This window comes from Candidatus Njordibacter sp. Uisw_039 (assembly GCF_047730075.1).
Classification (GTDB): domain Bacteria; phylum Pseudomonadota; class Gammaproteobacteria; order Pseudomonadales; family Balneatricaceae; genus Njordibacter.
This window is the reverse complement of sequence record NZ_CP159831.1, coordinates 548628-564651: the sequence shown is the minus strand read 5'-3', so window position 1 is coordinate 564651 and position 16024 is coordinate 548628. Positions and strand designations below refer to the sequence as shown.

The 16024-nt window shown below is 42.3% G+C and carries 22 protein-coding genes; 12 read left to right on the top strand and 10 right to left on the bottom strand.

What is annotated here, in order from left to right:
• Positions 1–7: 7 nt before the first annotated feature.
• From ABXT70_RS02670 to ABXT70_RS02655, 4 genes are read left to right on the top strand one after another with little or no spacing between them, the layout of a single operon-like run.
• Positions 8–499: a DUF2878 domain-containing protein gene (locus ABXT70_RS02670; RefSeq protein ID WP_443641641.1), complete on the top strand. Its 492-nt coding sequence runs from the start codon at positions 8–10 to the stop codon at positions 497–499.
• On the top strand, positions 492–1058 hold the full coding sequence (locus ABXT70_RS02665; RefSeq protein WP_443641640.1) for a hypothetical protein: 567 nt from the start codon (positions 492–494) through the stop codon (positions 1056–1058). The genes ABXT70_RS02670 and ABXT70_RS02665 overlap by 8 nt, the downstream gene beginning before the upstream one ends.
• Positions 1055–1609, top strand: a complete 555-nt coding sequence (locus tag ABXT70_RS02660; protein ID WP_443641639.1) for a DUF3833 domain-containing protein — start codon at positions 1055–1057, stop codon at positions 1607–1609. The genes ABXT70_RS02665 and ABXT70_RS02660 overlap by 4 nt, the downstream gene beginning before the upstream one ends.
• Positions 1610–1616: 7 nt before the next feature.
• Positions 1617–3032, top strand: a complete 1416-nt coding sequence (locus ABXT70_RS02655) for a cryptochrome/photolyase family protein (protein ID WP_443641638.1) — start codon at positions 1617–1619, stop codon at positions 3030–3032.
• A 12-nt stretch (positions 3033–3044) separates the two neighbouring features.
• Here ABXT70_RS02655 and ABXT70_RS02650 read toward each other — a convergent pair whose 3' ends face one another.
• From ABXT70_RS02650 to ABXT70_RS02640, 3 genes are read right to left on the bottom strand one after another with little or no spacing between them, the layout of a single operon-like run.
• Positions 3045–3389: a Fis family transcriptional regulator gene (locus ABXT70_RS02650; protein ID WP_443641637.1), complete on the bottom strand. Its 345-nt coding sequence runs from the start codon at positions 3387–3389 to the stop codon at positions 3045–3047.
• Positions 3390–3436: 47 nt separating this feature from the next.
• The gene (locus ABXT70_RS02645; protein WP_443641636.1) at positions 3437–3652 is read right to left on the bottom strand and encodes a TIGR02450 family Trp-rich protein; all 216 of its coding nucleotides are present in this window, start codon (positions 3650–3652) and stop codon (positions 3437–3439) included.
• Between the two features lie 25 nt (positions 3653–3677).
• On the bottom strand, positions 3678–3884 hold the full coding sequence (locus ABXT70_RS02640) for a hypothetical protein (protein ID WP_443641635.1): 207 nt from the start codon (positions 3882–3884) through the stop codon (positions 3678–3680).
• A gap of 237 nt (positions 3885–4121) precedes the next feature.
• On the opposite strand from ABXT70_RS02640, the gene ABXT70_RS02635 reads away from it, so the two are divergent.
• Together ABXT70_RS02635 and ABXT70_RS02630 are read left to right on the top strand one after the other, a co-directional pair.
• A complete protein-coding gene (locus ABXT70_RS02635; protein ID WP_443641634.1) occupies positions 4122–5015 on the top strand; it encodes a pseudouridine synthase in 894 nt (297 codons plus the stop codon).
• Between the two features lie 151 nt (positions 5016–5166).
• Positions 5167–5670: a M48 metallopeptidase family protein gene (locus tag ABXT70_RS02630; protein WP_443641633.1), complete on the top strand. Its 504-nt coding sequence runs from the start codon at positions 5167–5169 to the stop codon at positions 5668–5670.
• A 189-nt stretch (positions 5671–5859) separates the two neighbouring features.
• On the opposite strand, the gene ABXT70_RS02625 is transcribed toward ABXT70_RS02630, so the two are convergent.
• The 5 genes from ABXT70_RS02625 to ABXT70_RS02605 all read right to left on the bottom strand — a co-directional run bounded on the left by ABXT70_RS02625 (position 5860) and on the right by ABXT70_RS02605 (position 7973).
• Entirely contained in the window at positions 5860–6135 is a 276-nt protein-coding gene (locus tag ABXT70_RS02625) for a hypothetical protein (protein ID WP_443641632.1), read from the bottom strand.
• Positions 6136–6344: 209 nt separating this feature from the next.
• Positions 6345–6542 (bottom strand): CPXCG motif-containing cysteine-rich protein, encoded by a 198-nt coding sequence (locus ABXT70_RS02620; protein WP_443641631.1) that lies wholly within the window; start codon positions 6540–6542, stop codon positions 6345–6347.
• Between the two features lie 43 nt (positions 6543–6585).
• A complete protein-coding gene (locus ABXT70_RS02615; protein WP_443641630.1) occupies positions 6586–7008 on the bottom strand; it encodes a VOC family protein in 423 nt (140 codons plus the stop codon).
• Between the two features lie 77 nt (positions 7009–7085).
• The gene (locus ABXT70_RS02610) at positions 7086–7487 is read right to left on the bottom strand and encodes a GFA family protein (RefSeq protein ID WP_443641629.1); all 402 of its coding nucleotides are present in this window, start codon (positions 7485–7487) and stop codon (positions 7086–7088) included.
• A gap of 90 nt (positions 7488–7577) precedes the next feature.
• A complete protein-coding gene (locus ABXT70_RS02605) occupies positions 7578–7973 on the bottom strand; it encodes a cupin domain-containing protein (protein WP_443641628.1) in 396 nt (131 codons plus the stop codon).
• Between the two features lie 255 nt (positions 7974–8228).
• Between ABXT70_RS02605 and pepQ the strand changes: the two genes are divergently transcribed.
• Positions 8229–9548 (top strand): Xaa-Pro dipeptidase, encoded by a 1320-nt coding sequence (gene pepQ / locus ABXT70_RS02600; RefSeq protein ID WP_443641627.1) that lies wholly within the window; start codon positions 8229–8231, stop codon positions 9546–9548.
• Here pepQ and ABXT70_RS02595 read toward each other — a convergent pair.
• Positions 9545–10012, bottom strand: a complete 468-nt coding sequence (locus ABXT70_RS02595) for an HIT domain-containing protein (RefSeq protein ID WP_443641626.1) — start codon at positions 10010–10012, stop codon at positions 9545–9547. The genes pepQ and ABXT70_RS02595 overlap by 4 nt on opposite strands.
• A gap of 136 nt (positions 10013–10148) precedes the next feature.
• Here ABXT70_RS02595 and miaB point away from each other — a divergent pair, with 136 nt between their 5' ends.
• The 5 genes from miaB to lnt are packed head-to-tail and all read left to right on the top strand — an operon-like array spanning position 10149 to position 15451.
• Entirely contained in the window at positions 10149–11522 is a 1374-nt protein-coding gene (gene miaB / locus ABXT70_RS02590) for a tRNA (N6-isopentenyl adenosine(37)-C2)-methylthiotransferase MiaB (RefSeq protein WP_443641625.1), read from the top strand.
• A 6-nt stretch (positions 11523–11528) separates the two neighbouring features.
• Positions 11529–12560 (top strand): PhoH family protein, encoded by a 1032-nt coding sequence (locus ABXT70_RS02585; protein WP_443641624.1) that lies wholly within the window; start codon positions 11529–11531, stop codon positions 12558–12560.
• Positions 12557–13054, top strand: a complete 498-nt coding sequence (gene ybeY, locus ABXT70_RS02580; protein WP_443641623.1) for an rRNA maturation RNase YbeY — start codon at positions 12557–12559, stop codon at positions 13052–13054. Before ABXT70_RS02585 ends, ybeY begins: the two co-directional genes overlap by 4 nt.
• Before the next feature lie 44 nt (positions 13055–13098).
• Positions 13099–13974, top strand: coding sequence for an HlyC/CorC family transporter (locus ABXT70_RS02575; protein ID WP_443641622.1), 876 nt, complete (start codon positions 13099–13101; stop codon positions 13972–13974).
• Positions 13952–15451 (top strand): apolipoprotein N-acyltransferase, encoded by a 1500-nt coding sequence (lnt, locus tag ABXT70_RS02570; protein WP_443641621.1) that lies wholly within the window; start codon positions 13952–13954, stop codon positions 15449–15451. The genes ABXT70_RS02575 and lnt overlap by 23 nt, the downstream gene beginning before the upstream one ends.
• Here the strand turns inward: lnt and ABXT70_RS02565 are convergent.
• The gene (locus tag ABXT70_RS02565) at positions 15404–15961 is read right to left on the bottom strand and encodes a hypothetical protein (RefSeq protein WP_443641620.1); all 558 of its coding nucleotides are present in this window, start codon (positions 15959–15961) and stop codon (positions 15404–15406) included. The two genes, lnt and ABXT70_RS02565, sit on opposite strands and share 48 nt — an antisense overlap.
• Positions 15962–16024: the final 63 nt, after the last annotated feature.

Sequence of the window (16024 nt, the reverse complement as noted above, 5' to 3'; positions counted from 1 at the left end):
TAGCGTAATGAAAATGTGGCAGTGGTTTCAACCAGTTAGCTTTCAAATCATGTGGCTGGTGTTGATATTTGGCGGCAACAAATGGCTACCTGTTCCTGTCGCCATTTTAGTCATGCATTTTGTTTTAACACCTAGTCGCCTTGATGATTTCAAAGTTCTATCACTTGCCTTTGGTGGCTTTTTTATCGACTTATGTATGACCACATTAGGCTTTTTTAGCTTTACTGAATGGCCTGCATGGCTGATCGTTTTATGGATCGCTTTTATTCTTAATTTAGGTCATAGCATGCGCTTTTTACGTAACTTCAAGCTGATGTACCTTATCAGCTTCAGTGCGTTAGGTGGTGTCTATGCTTATTGGGCTAGCTGGAAGTTTGGTGCTGTTGATTTGCCTCGCGGCGCACTGCTGACTTTAACAATAGTGTCCATCATCTGGGGCGTCTTCTTACCGTTATGTGTCAAGCTAGATATTTTAATGAGGAAACCCCGCTATGGGTAGCCTGAGTTCACAGACAAAAATATTCATCTTTTTCTGCTTAGTACTATTGCCTAGTCACTATGCCTATAGCACTCAAGCATTAAGCCACCAAAGCTTTAATTTAGAGACCTCAATTGAGGTGACGCCAGTGCCAACATTCAAGTTAGTCGGCACAGCTAAAATGAAGTGGCTTTGGTTTGAGATTTATGAGGCCAAAGTACTTACCCCAACAGGTACATATGAACTAAATAAATGGCCCCTATCCCTCGATTTACTTTATAAAAAGACCATCAGTGCTGAACAGCTAATACAATCAACAATTGATGAGTGGGAACGTCAAAATATTGATTATCGCGTTGAGTGGGTATCAAGGTTGCGTGATATTTGGCCAGATATTGCGCCACAAGACCAGCTTATATTATATGTAGATGAAGAAGGCATTAGTCACTTTTTTTATAATAAACAATTTATTGGCTCCTTAAGTGAGCCTTTGTTTTCATCTGCTTTTACAGCCATCTGGCTATCAAAGAACACATTAAAACCAACACAACGTAATCAATTAATAGGAATAAAACCATGACTACTTTTAACTATCTTATGCACAATTGTTCGCGTTTATTTGTGGCAACTTTTTTAGGCTTATTATTGGTCGGATGCAGTACCACGATTTCTGATTACCGATCGACCACACCTGCATTTGATATGAAGACCTTTTTTGACGGCAAGCTGGCTGCATACGGCATGGTGCAAAACAGAGACGGCAAGGTCATCAGGCGTTTTCGTGCCGATTTAGTAGGCTCATGGAAAGGTAATAACGGCCTGCTAGAAGAAGACTTTTTTTATGATGATGGTGAAACACAGCGCAGAGTGTGGAGTCTTGTAAAGCACGGTGACAATCAATACAGCGGTGTAGCATCAGATTCAGTGGGCGAAGCTACAGGTGAAAGCCAAGGCTTTGCCTTTAATTGGCGCTATACCTTAGCTATAGAAGTTGACGGCACAACGTGGGACATCGATTTGAACGATTGGATCTACCAACTTGATGAATCTCGCTTGATTAACCAAACTGAAATGACCAAATGGGGATTTAATGTAGGCCAAATAACGTTAGTCATTGAAAAGATCGAGTAGATTAGTTATGCATAGTTCACTATCAATCATATGGTTTCGCCAAGACTTACGCCTGAGCCATAACCCAGCCCTTATAGCCGCGTGTGAAGCATCCAATGTACTACCTATTTACATACTCGATGATGAAAATGCAGGCCAGTACCAGATGGGTGGTGCGAGCAGGTGGTGGCTGCATCATTCATTAAAAGCATTGGATACGTCATTGGGCAACGCCTTAAATGTCTATCGTGGTGATGCCGCAACCATCATTGCTGATTTATGTCAGCGATTTGCAGTTGATGCTGTCTACTGGAATCGTTGTTATGAGCCCAACCATATAGCGCAGAGTCAGCACATCAAAACGCAATTATCGTCGCAAGGTATCAAGGCTAACAGCATTAATGGCTCATTACTAAATGAACCCTGGTCTGTGCTTAAGAAGGATGCCAGCCCTTATAAAGTATTCACCCCGTATCACCGTGAGGCGAGCAAAATTGACCCCCCTATTACGCTCTTACCAGCACCTCAGTTGCCAAAACCGTTAATCAATGATTCCCATGCCTCAAGCCTAGAAGGTCTAACATTATTACCTACAATTAATTGGGATTCTGGCTTGCATAAGTGTTGGGAGCCAGGTGAAGCTGGCGCATCATTACTGCTAAACAAATTTTTATCTAATGGCATAAACGATTACAAAGATGGCAGAGATCGACCTGCATTAAAAGCAATTTCTAGACTGTCCCCTCACCTTCATTTTGGAGACATTTCACCACATCAAATCATCAATGCATTGCTCACCATACCTGATGATGAAAACAGTGAGCACTTTAAGAGAGAAATACGCTGGCGGGAATTTTCTTATTATTTACTATTTCATTTTCCTGGCTTGCCTAACCAAAACTTAAAAACTAACTTCAACTATTTTCCATGGGAAAATAACCCAGCTTGGCTAAAGTGCTGGCAACAAGGGTTAACAGGCTATCCATTGGTTGATGCAGGCATGCGAGAACTGTGGCAAACAGGTTATATGCACAACCGTGTTCGCATGGTTGTTGCATCATTTCTTATCAAGAATCTATTGGTTGACTGGCGCTTAGGGGCCAGCTGGTTTTGGGACTGCCTTGTGGATGCAGACTTAGCCAGCAACAGTGCAAGCTGGCAATGGGTCGCAGGGTGTGGAACAGATGCCTCGCCCTATTTCAGGGTATTCAACCCAATCATCCAAGGCGAAAAGTTCGACCCTCAAGGGGAATATACCAAGCTCTATGTGCCTGAACTCAAAGCACTACCAGATAAGTATTTATTCCGGCCTTGGGAGGCGCCTCCAGAAGTATTAAACCAAGCTAATATCACCCTGGGTGAAACTTACCCACACCCCATTGTGCAAATAAAGGAATCGCGTCAAAAAGCCTTAGAGGCCTATGGCAGTACCAAGAATTTTTAGCCAGCTATAGCCTTAGTGCAACAGCCTGCTGGCCCATTTACCATGGTGCTCTTTGTGACAGTTTTGTTCTGTGTCATAAAAAATATGATCCTCCACATTTTTTACTTCAATATTAACGGTGTGAAGCTTCATTTGAATAAGAGAGGCAAGTTCTGTTTTGGTTTTTTGGGACATAAAACAAGATAGGTTTTCATTAGTGTCAAAAACACACACTACCTTTAAGCTTTTAGGGAAGTTCGAATAATTAACCAAGTGAGTAAGCCATTGAAAGCCATGAATGTCCTTCAAAGCAATTTCACAAGCCTCAGTCAATACAAGCCTAAGTTGATTATCAATTTTTTTATCAGTTTTACGCATACTTAAACTCTAGAATAACGCCAGCCCAAAAGGTGACCACACTTGTATTATTTCCAACCCTGCAGCCATTGACTGATGTCTTTTAATTCTTGCCATTGGATGTCTGTTTCACGCTTAGACATAACAGCTTCAATAAAACAGGAGCTAACTGCTTCGTCATCATCAAATTCTACCGCTATCACGGTGAAGTGTTTTTCCTTGTTTTTAGGTTTAACGGCTGTCCACTTGCTGTTGAGCAGTTTTTTCGGGTTAATTTGGTTCATTGTATTTTCACCTGTTAGCGTGCTACTAAATATTGTTTGTACCCATAGTATATACAGCGACGAATACACAACCTGCATCCCCACTTTGAAAATCTATTGCTAAAGTGCCAATTCCTGCTACGCTTGCCCAGCGGGCCTTTATCCATTGACCATCAACTTTGGCACTGCCTTCTGGTAAATAGAGGAACTCAGGCGCATCGTGCAGATGGTCTGGAAATATGATGTTAGGCAAAAACCTATATAGCGCCATTACCTGGCCATTGGCCCCTACAGCTTTTTAATCTCAACACCACTAACCCCTAGGGGTTTTTCCCAAGCAACTGCACTAGAATCCACAAAACTGAATCTAGGTTCCACGTCATTATTCTATGAATTTAGCCATATCACGCTGTATAGTGGAGCGACAAAAAAATCGTCCCACAAGATGGCGGTCTTAAACTCGTGTTATAGTCAAAATTTGGCTCCTTCAATGGCAATTTCTGACTATCCTTCACGACTAAGCTTACCCCAGACTAACCCTGGCGTAACCACTGTGCTGGAATACCTGATCATTAAATTCCCCTACATTGATGCTCAGGTTTGGCGGCAGCGCATCGCCCATGGCAAGGTACATTACCACGACCGATCATTGGTAACAGCACAATCACTGTTTCAACCACAACAACGAATCTACTATTACAGAGAAGTCGAAAGCGAGCCCAGCATCCCTTTTAAGGAAGAGATTATATTTCAGGATGAGCATGTTCTAGTAGCCTATAAACCCCACTTTTTAGCAGTAACCCCGGGCGGTATTTATGTGAATGAATGCCTGCAAAATCGCTTACGACTCAGCACAGGCATTGAGACCTTACAAGCGTTACACCGCTTGGATAGAGTGACAGCCGGTTTGGTCATATTCTCTACTAACCCAAGCACACGCCATCGTTATCACCATTTATTTCAGACACGGCAAATGCATAAGACCTACCAGGCAATTGCCAACATTAGTCATGGTGAAAATCTAATAGGCCAGGAGTGGCAAGTTAAAAATCGTATAGTGCATTCCGAACCACGCTTTCGCATGTGTGTGACCAACGGCGAAGCAAATAGTCATTCTGTGATTCGATGCCTGCAGCAATCTACTCAGCAGGCGCTATTTGAATTAAATCCCGTCACTGGAAAAACCCATCAATTACGCCTTCACATGGAGGCGCTGGGTTGGCCCATACTGAATGATAAATACTACCCAAAATTACATCCTCTATCGGCAGATAACTATGTAGCTCCATTACAGTTGCTGGCAAAGGAGCTTCAATTTATTGATCCAATGACCCAGCAACCAAGGTGCTTTAGTTATGGCCATAGCTTATCACTACCAAACTAAAGGGCTTGATGGTGAATGTAAAGCTGGACTAAAACCTGCATCCTAAACACCTTTTAGATAGCTAGATTGCGGCATTATTCAAGCATATAATGCGTATCAGTAATTTCTTTCCAAAAAAGAAATTAGTTTAATCAAACTCGATACCTAACCAATGTCCACTTTAAGATATCTTTCAAACTACCCTCAACAAGTAAAAGACCAAGCTCTGCAACTAATAGAGCAGAATAACCTGTCCGATTATTTACTCAATAAGTACCCTACAACCCATCAGTTTGTGAATGACAAATCCCTGCGAGAGTATGCTGTATCAATCAAAAATCAATATATCAAAAAGTCTTCACCATTAAGTCAGGTGATTTATGACCCTAAAATTCACGCGATTAACAATGCACTTGGGTTACACACTTTTGTTTCTCGGGTTCAGGGAAATAAACTCAAAAGTAAAAACGAAATTAGAATCAGTGATGTTTTTAGGACATCTCCAGAACCGTTTCTAAGGATGATTGTTGTTCATGAATTGGCTCATTTAAAAGAAAAGAACCATAACAAAGCTTTTTACAAACTCTGTTGTCATATGTCGAGCGACTATCATCAGCTCGAATTCGATATGCGCCTATATTTAACTCAATTAGCTTTAAATGGCGAAATATACTGAGACAAATTGTTAGTCCAACGTTGTAATATCCCCTTGCGCCAGTATCTAATAATCCACAGTCATTTTTCTCAGTGAGAAAACGCCTTTTCATTTCAAATTATTTTTCAAAGCACAACAAAGCCATCTTTATAGTTTGGGCATAATTGATTGTGTACCCTGCCTTTACCATTCAATAGTTTCTTTAGCCCTTCACTGCTTGACTAACAAAATAAGGGACATTTTTTTGAACAATGTTGTCATCTGTGTATATTTTTTGTGTCGTCTCTTTTTCCCACTACCTTCCAGTATAGAATCAGTATCAGTAAAACCAGACCCATTACTGAATTCAATTGAAATGTGTTTGTTGTAAGTATAAATACCTCCAATCAATGCATTTGACACATTAAACGCCAAGCCACCATATTTAATACCTTCGGCTAATTTTTTATTAGCTCCAAAGAAGATATCTTTTATTGAAATGATCATGTCAAACTGCTCAGGAGATATAGATTGTATATCTGACAGAAAGTCGTGCACTTTGGCGCTAGTTGAGATGTTCATATTTCTTGTTACTCAAATACTGGCTAGCTGTAACGCCTACAGAACTGTTTAAGTAATTGTTGACTAAAACCCTATAGCAAAAAAAAAGTGGCCAAGCGTTACCTATTCTTGTTGATTTGATTGTAATGTATCTATTAAAACGCTTCATCTTCACTATAAACACTAACTGCAAGGTCACCATTAAGATTTTCAGAAACCAAAAAATTTATTGGCTTACAACATACTTGGCAATCTTCAATGTACTGTTGTTCCATGTCAGATGAATCTATTAGAACTTCAATCATTTCACCACAGTATGGACATGCTATAGATTTCTCAGTTAATTGATTCAATTGTTATAATCTCCCACATTTGCCGAAATATATAATAGTCCATTTATAAAGATCTTGATGCAATCGGATGATTTGGATTTAATTGGAGTAAATCCCATAAGTTGCCGTATAGGTCCTCAAATACTGCAACTATCCCATAATCTTGCTGTTGTGGTTCTCTGATAAATTTTATACCTACAGACACCATTCGATTATAATCACGCCAAAAGTCATCTGTATTCAAGAAAAGGAAAACTCGCCCTCCAGCTTGATTCCCCACGAAATGATTTTGGTCTGACGTAGATGCACGGGCTAACAATAAAGTAACACCATTAGAACCCGGTGGTGAAACAACTACCCACCGTTTATTTTGTTCTGGTTGATAAGTATCTTCGATGAGCTCAAATTTGAGTTTATTGACATAAAAATCAAGTGCCTGATCATAATCTTTAACGAGTATGGCAATATGTAATATTGATTGTTTCAATCTACTGACCTTTAATACTCAATTGAGTCCCTAGTTTGTGCCCAGATTATGCACATTTGGTTAATGTAAGATCAGTATTAAGGCCTTTTATCAAATGACTTAACGCTATCATCGATGTGATGAAATTCTTGCTTGTCGATAGTGAAAATTGCTACTGCCGGAATGAAAATTGAAGGGTCATCAAAAGTACCTACTTTTAAAATAATTGACTTAGGTCTTGTTGGGTTTTTAGTACCAATGCCAGTACCACAATTATTACAAAATAACCGAGTCACGGCTTTTTCTAAATCATCCCTTTTAAATGCTTTAGGCTCTCCTTTTGAAAATTTAAAGCCTTCTAACGGCATGACCATTACTACATTAGGATTGCCGCCAGTTATGTACTGACATTCTCTACAATGACATTGAACTGAAGCCTGAGGTTCGCCTTCAGCTAAATACCTAATATCACCACAATAACATCCACCTTCAATTTTCATAATATTTCTCTGTACGTTGTAAAAACAATCAAATTATTTGTTATTGTAAACTTTTCTCTAAGCTGGCTCATAAATAGCCCAAACTGCTGACTACTCTGGCCTTTCAACCGAGTGATCTGTTGGCTGCGGGGTGATCGTCATTATCTTAACGCCTTTGGGCGATTCAAAACGATGCCATGTGTTTTTTGGAACAACCAGTAACATGCCTTGCGACATAGGGTTAGAGATTTCGTCACCGTTTTGCAATAAAATCAAGACGGTTTCACCCCCCATAACCATGACCATCTCATCACCATTGGTGTGCCTTTCCCACTCGCTGTTGCCAGCATAATGTGCAAGGAAAATGCCACCGTCTCGGTACTCCACCAAGGTACAAAAACCATCGCTATTGCCATTAGTTTTAGGGGTTCTATCAGACAGAAACTTGATGCTTTCAAAGGCTTGGTTTATTGAGATCGGTATTGCCTTGCCATTACTGTATTTCATTACCAGTCCTTCTCATTTATTTTCTTGCTTTAAACTCTTAAAAAGCTGATCCATTTGGTATTAATAATACGGACAAAAATAGACATAATTTAACCAATAAACACGCCAAGTTAGATAATTAATAGTTCAAAAAATAAATAAATAGCTATATAAAACAGTAATATATGAAAGCAATAAAGCCTAGCAACAATACTTGCGTACTCCGGTCAACATAATCATAATAAGGTAACACTCTCTTTGCTCGGATCAGCTTTCATGTTCACCCAATGTGCCACCTTATACCCAGACCACCTACAACGCGTAATTGGGATTGCAGAAAAAGCTATAAGTGCCGAGCAGTGCGACAGCATTTTGATCCACAGCGGCGCACCAAAACTGGCCTTTTTAGATGATTACCACGGTCCTTATAAGGCTAACCCAAATTTTGTTTGGTGGCTACCACTGACTCAGAGTCCACACTGTTACTTACTCATTCAAACGGGCCAAAAACCCGTATTACTTTATCACTTGGCCGATGATTTTTGGCATGTGCCACCACAACCACCCACTGGATTTTGGTGTGATCATTTCGACATACACCTGTGTTCAGATTTGGCTCAAGTAAAACGCGAACTAAGCCAATATCAATCCACAAGCACACAAAGAGCATGGATTGGACAAGACGTTGAACTGGCTAAAGAACTAGGCATAAGCAAAATAAACCCTCAAGGTTTGATGCACCGTTTACACTACAACAGGGCCATTAAAAGTCAGTATGAAATCGCCTGTTTAACCCAAGCTAACATTATTGCTCTTGCAGGACACGAGGCAGCAAAACGGGCATTTATGGCTGGCAAAAGTGAATTTGAAACTCAGCTCGCGTTCCTTGCTGCAGTGCAACAAGACCAAACCCAAATACCCTATCGGAGTATTGTTGGCTTTGGCCACCACAGTGCCATATTACATTATCAGCACTATGACTATAGCGTTCAAGATATGGGCCAACCACAAAGCTTTTTGATTGACGCTGGAACCCAGTATTATGGTTATGCGTCTGATATTACCCGCTGCCATAGTCGTGGCAGTAAGCTTTATCAAAATTTAATCAACGCCATGACCCAGGCACAGCGGAGTATTTGCTTCATGGTGAAACCGGGTGTAAATTTCGCCGATCTTCACCACCAAATGCATGACTTGGTATTAGATTTACTTGAAACGTTTAAGTTAGTGCAAGGCTCAAGAGACGAGTTAGCTACCAGTGGCATCAGTAGCGCTTTTTTTCCCCATGGTTTAGGTCATTTATTAGGGTTACAGGTGCATGATATTGGTGGTTGGCAACAGGATGAATTAGGCACTGCACAAGAACCACCATCAAGTCACCGGCTTTTACGCTGCACTCGAACCCTAGAAAAAAACATGGTGGTAACCATAGAACCTGGGCTTTACGTCATTGATAGCTTATTAAAAAAATGGCGTGATAACGGTTTTGGTCATTTACTCAACAACACTGCCATAGATCAATTAAGGCCTTTAGGTGGCGTACGTATAGAAGACAATGTTGTAGTAGCAGACCAGCCCATTAACCTTTCAATTTAGAGCGCTAAATAAGCTCGAATCTGGGCTAATTGTGTCGCTAGTTGAAGGTCACCATAATAATTTGACGGCAACTTCCCCCATACTGGATTAGGCCAGGCAGGATCATCAATAAAACGCCCAATCACGTGTATATGCAACTGACTAACCACATTACCTAAAGCACCAATGTTAAGCTTATGGGGGGTGTAGAGGCTGGTCACCATCGCAGTCACTTGATTCATTTCCTGTAACACTTGCAGCTGCTGAGCCATTGGCAAATTTGTGAGCTCTATGGCCCCAAAAACTTTTGGCACCAAAATAAACCAAGGTATGCTGGCGTTGTTCATCAACAATAAACTGCACAAACCCAAGTTAGCTACAAATTCACAGTCTGATTCAAGGCGAGCATCTAGTTGAAATGTATGGTCACCATGTTTTTCTACTTCATCCATCCGCTGTCCATCTCTCATAGTAGTTTTCGTCATCTAAGGGGCTTTGGGGGGCATAGATATGCCTAGCTGCTATATTAGCGCCTATTAGCACCAAAAACAGCGTTTTCAAGCTAGGTTTAATGGTGGCCTTAAATGTATAATAACCCCTCAATTAATGCAGGTGTGCCACATGACAACAAAGCTATTTATTAAAACCCATGGTTGCCAGATGAATGAATATGATTCATCTCGTATGGCGGATTTATTGGGTGATAGCCATGCCATGGAAATAACCTACAACGAAGCAGATGCTGACGTACTATTACTTAATACTTGTTCTATTCGCGAAAAAGCACAAGATAAGGTCTATCATCAGTTAGGCCGCTGGCGCAAACTAAAAGAAGCCAACCCAAATATTAAAATAGGTGTTGGCGGCTGCGTTGCCAGCCAAGAAGGTAAAGCCATTTCCAAACGTGCCCCTTTCGTAGACATAATTTTTGGCCCGCAAACATTACACCGTTTGCCAGAAATGATCGACGCAACGGACGCTGGAGCCAAGGGAGTAGTGGATGTTAGTTTTCCTGAAATAGAAAAGTTCGACAATTTACCTGCACCTAAGGTTGAAGGTGCAGAAGCGTTTGTTTCCATTATGGAAGGCTGTTCAAAATACTGTACATTTTGCGTAGTGCCCTACACCCGCGGTGAAGAAGTAAGCCGTCCACTTGCTTCTGTGCTGCTAGAAGTAGAGCAGTTGGCCGAACAAGGCGTACGCGAGGTGAACCTGTTAGGCCAAAACGTCAACGCCTATCAAGGTGAAACCGATGATGGCGACACAGTCGATTTAGCCGAGCTCATTGCCTTAGTAGCCAACATCGATGGCATCGACCGTATCCGCTTTACCACCAGCCACCCGGTTGAATTCTCTGATAGCCTCATTGAAGCTTTTGGTCAAATACCAGAACTGGTAAGCCATTTGCACCTGCCTGTGCAATCTGGGTCTGACAAAATATTAATGGCCATGAAACGTGGCCACACAGCGCTAGAATACAAATCTAAAATGCGCCGTATCCGCAAGCAACGTCCAGACATTAGCTTTTCATCAGACTTCATTATCGGCTTTCCTGGCGAATCAGACGCTGATTTCCAGGCCACCATGGATTTAATTACCGACATTGGTTTTGATTTATCCTTTAGCTTTATATACAGCAAACGCCCGGGCACGCCAGCTACAGAATTACCAGACAACACAGATGACGCTACCAAGAAACAACGTTTAACTCAGTTACAGCGGCGTATTGATAGCCAGTCTTTTGATATTAGTAAGTCCATGGTAGGCAGCCTACAACGAGTTTTAGTGAACGGTTACTCCAAGAAAGACCCAGGTAAACTTACTGGCCGCTCAGAAAACAACCGTTCAGTTAACTTTGCTAGCATCAATGCAGACTTAATCGGTAAGTTTGCCCAAATTCATATTTTGGAGGCTTTCCCACACTCTTTACGAGGTGAGCTTATAGCATCTGAATTAGATGGGCTTGCACCTGTTGGCCCAATCGTGCTGCAATAGCTCTGTATGACTAACTCTACCAATAGTTCAAAAACCTCTGGCGTTAACAAGAGCGACTCCATTTTTAGTTTGCTGCCAGATAATCCTCAACACCTTGCAAGCCTGCAAGGTCGGTTGGATGGCAACCTGCGTATCATTGAACAACGCCTACAAATAAACATCAGCAACCGCGGCAATCGTTTTCATTTAGCAGGTACTGCTGCCGCACGCATTGCTGGTGAAAACGTATTACAGCAACTCTACCGTGAAGCCCAACAGACCAGCGAAGTGACTCCAGAAATGGTTCATCTCGCCTTAGTGGAAGCCCAACAAACCATGACAGAAACCAGCGCCAATATAGTCGCCCCAAAAGCTAACCAACCACAAGATACTGGTCTTAGTATTCGTACAAAACGGACCACCATTAAACCTCGTGGTGAAACTCAGCAGAGTTACATTCGCTCCATCCGTAAGCATGACATTAATTTTGGTATTGGGCCTGCAGGTACCGGCAAAACCTACCTTGCCGTTGCTTGTGCTGTGGAAGCCCTTGAGCGTGAAGAAGTGCGCCGCATATTATTAGTACGCCCCGCCGTAGAGGCGGGTGAAAAACTTGGTTTTTTACCTGGCGACTTAGCGCAAAAAATTGATCCCTACTTACGCCCCCTATACGACGCCCTGTATGAAATGGTTGGTTTTGAAACCGTAGCGCGCATGATAGAAAAGAACGTCATAGAAATCGCACCTTTGGCTTACATGCGTGGCAGAACACTTAATGGCAGCTTTGTAATCTTGGATGAAAGTCAAAACACCACCCGTGAACAAATGAAGATGTTCCTCACCCGTATTGGTTTTGGCTCTACTGCTGTTATTACTGGTGACGTTACGCAAATTGATTTGCCAAAAGGTACAGCATCTGGCCTTAAACATGCCATTGAAGTATTAGATGGTGTAGATGATATTGGTTTTACCCACTTTCTGTCTGGCGATATTGTCCGTCACCAACTGGTCCAGCGCATCGTAGATGCTTATGATGCGTTTGAAAACAAACAACCATGATCATAGATTTACAAATTGCTAGTGAGAGTAAACAATTACCAACACTAGCTCAACTAGAACAATGGGCACAGCTTGCGCTGCAAGTCCCAGATGCTGTGGCCGAAATAACCATTCGTATGGTTGATGATGTGGAAAGCCATGAATTAAACTTACAGTATCGCGGTAAAGACAAACCCACCAATGTGCTGTCTTTTCCTTTTCAACAACCGGACTTTGACGACCCTGAACTAGCTGCAGAAATGGCGGCAGAGTTAGGCGATGTGAGTTATTTGGGTGACCTTGTGGTTAATGCACAATTGGTAGTTCAAGAAGCTGCACAACAACATAAACCTGTTGAACACCATTGGGCACATCTGGTTATTCACGGCACCTTGCATTTACAGGGTTTCGACCATATTAAAGACGATGAAGCTTACGTCATGGAAACTCTTGAGAGCCAGCTATTGGCCACACTCAATATAGCCAACCCTTATGTTGCTAAAGAAAGCGACTAAGCGTATAAATTGGTTTCATTAACTTTTAGGAAAACACAGCCCTTATGAACGACGACGCGTCGACCAACGGTCAGGACAAACGCTCCTGGCTGGATAGACTTTCTTTTTTTCTCAGTGACAGACCTGGCACCAAAGAAGAACTGCTAGAACGAATCCGCCAAGCTGAAGAAGACCAGATACTCGATCGCGAAGCCCTCGACACTATAGAAGGCGCTTTACAAATGTCACACATGCAAGTGCGTGACATTATGGTTCCAAGGCCACAAATGGCTGTGGTGAAAGCTGACCAAAGCACCCAGGAATTCATGCAAACCATCACTGAAACGTCTCACTCACGCTTCCCTGTTATTGGTGAATCTCCCGACGACGTTTTAGGTATTTTATTAGCAAAAGATTTGTTGCCTCTTGCATTTGCTAAGCAAATGGACAACTTTGACCTCAACGCCATGCTGCGTAAGCCTATTTTTGTGCCTGAGAGCAAACGCCTTTCTATTTTACTCAACGAATTCCGCACCAACCGTTATCATATGGCCATCGTGTTGGATGAGTACGGTGGCGTTACTGGTCTGGTAACCATCGAAGACGTATTAGAACAAATTGTTGGCGAAATCGAAGACGAAACTGATGCCGAAGAAGACGATGGCAATATTCGACCTTTCTCCGACAAAGGCTTCTTGGTCAAAGCCCTCACCACCATTGAGGATTTTAACGAACACTTTGGCACTTACTACGACGAAACAGAATTTGACACCATTGGTGGCATTATCACTCAACAATTTGGTCATTTGCCAGCTAAAGATGAAAATATCCAAGTAGGGGATCTGAACTTCCTCATTTTGGCTGCAGATAATCGTAGAATTCGTCTCATGCAAGTGAACCCTATTAGCAACGATGCTAATGAGCCATCACCTCAAAGCTAACTTAGCCATTAGCATAATTGCCGGTGCCCTGGCCCCGCTAGCCCTTGCACCAAGCAATTTATGGCCCTTAGCACCGCTAAGTGTGGTGCTATTTTGGCACAGTCTCAATCAAAGCAAGCACACCAAGCAAGCCATTTTTACCGGCCTTGCCTATGGTTTAGGGTATTTTGGTGTGGGTGTAAGCTGGGTGTTTGTAAGCATGGTCAACCATGGTGACACTCATTGGCTACTAGCCACAGTTCTCACATTTTTGTTTTGTGGTGGTTTCGCGCTCTATTATGTGCTTTTTGCTGGCCTATTTTATCGTTTTAAACTACATCACCAATACCCTACTTTATTGTTTGCAGGCCTTTGGATCGGCCTAGACCTGTTGCGCGGCTGGTTACTAACGGGGTTGCCATGGCTGTACTTAGGTTACGCCGGGTTAGACACCTTTCTGGCGGGTTACGCCCCCATATTGGGTGTACACGGTGTTACGTTATTGTTGCTAATGAGTGGCTTGTTAGCCGTTGGGGCGCAGGCTAAATTACATTTTCGCCTAGGGTTACTCGTGGGTTTGTGGTTTGCAGGTTATGCTCTAGGCACTATTCCCTGGACTCAACCAAGCCCACAAGACCCTATTAAAGTTACCTTACTACAAGGTGATGTGAGTTTAGAAGATAAGTGGTTGCCACAAACATTAGCCCCCACATTAGGTTATTACTTTAAACAATCTTACCTACATATGGACAGCGACTTAATTGTTTGGCCAGAAACAGCCATTGCCACCTATTGGGACCGTGTTGCTCCAGCGTTCGAACCTCTTAACGCGCTAGCTAAAGAACAAAATACTCAAATCATAAGTGGTACGGTAATACGAGAAAACACCGAGGCTGAAGCAAACTATTACAACGGACTCATCGCTTTTGGCGCAGAAGAAGGCCAGTATTATAAACAGCGCTTGGTGCCGTTTGGAGAGTATATACCATTAGAATCTTGGCTGAGAGGGGCAATAAACTTCTTTGATTTACCTATGTCGGCATTTAAGTTGCCACTACAGAAGCAAGGCCTGCTAACCCAAAAAATAGGCATTGCGGGCAATATTTGTTACGAAATTGCTTATCCACAGCTAGTCGCCCAGCAAGCCGCAGATGCACAAATCATCCTTACGGTAAGCAACGACAGTTGGTTCGAGTACTCTCTTGCTCCATGGCAGCACTTACAAATAGCACAAATGCGGGCCTTGGAAAACGGTAAGCCCGTCGTCAGAGGAACAAATAGTGGAGTTTCAGCGTTAATTAATGCAGCTGGAGACATTACTCACATCGCCCCCTTGTACCAACAAGCAGAGCTTACCGGCAAGGTGACTTTGATGGACGGTAAAACTCCCTACAATACAGGTCTCAATTGGCCTGTGTTTTTGCTTAGCATTGTTTTGATACTATGTGGTTTAAGGCGCAATTTTATGGGCTCTTTCCCAATCAGGCTGAAAACCTAAAATTACGTTGGGCCGCGGTTGTTTGTGATTAAAGTGGAAGTTATGGATTTGGGTAAATTGTGCACGAATATCATCTGCTGCTAGCTGAGTTACCTTAGCAGGAACCAAGTAGCCATCACCACGAGCACGGAACACCATACGGCATTCGCCTTCATCCAACAACTTTTGAGCATATGGCGCTTCTGCTGGACAAAGTGCGGTCATGGTAGACTGAAAACTATCGGCTTTCTGATAATAGTCTGCAGATAATTGCTTCACTACCCATTCAAACCGTTCAATTGGGTCAACTGTCTTTATAGCATTGTGCTTATACTGGGCTACCAAGTGATCCAGTTCGCGCTTAAGGATCAAAATGGTTAACTCAACACCTGTATCGCCATTGGCGCCATAGCAAACCAAAGGCTTTGCTTCGTCTAAGGGGAAACCAGCAGCTTGTCGTGCTGCGAATAGGCGGCTTAAACACTGCCAGTGCATAAAATCGTGTTCTAATGTTTTGTCACTTGCAATCACTTATTGATCCTCATGCCGTGCAATACTATAAATCGTCCATGGCACATTATGCAGTAAGCGTGG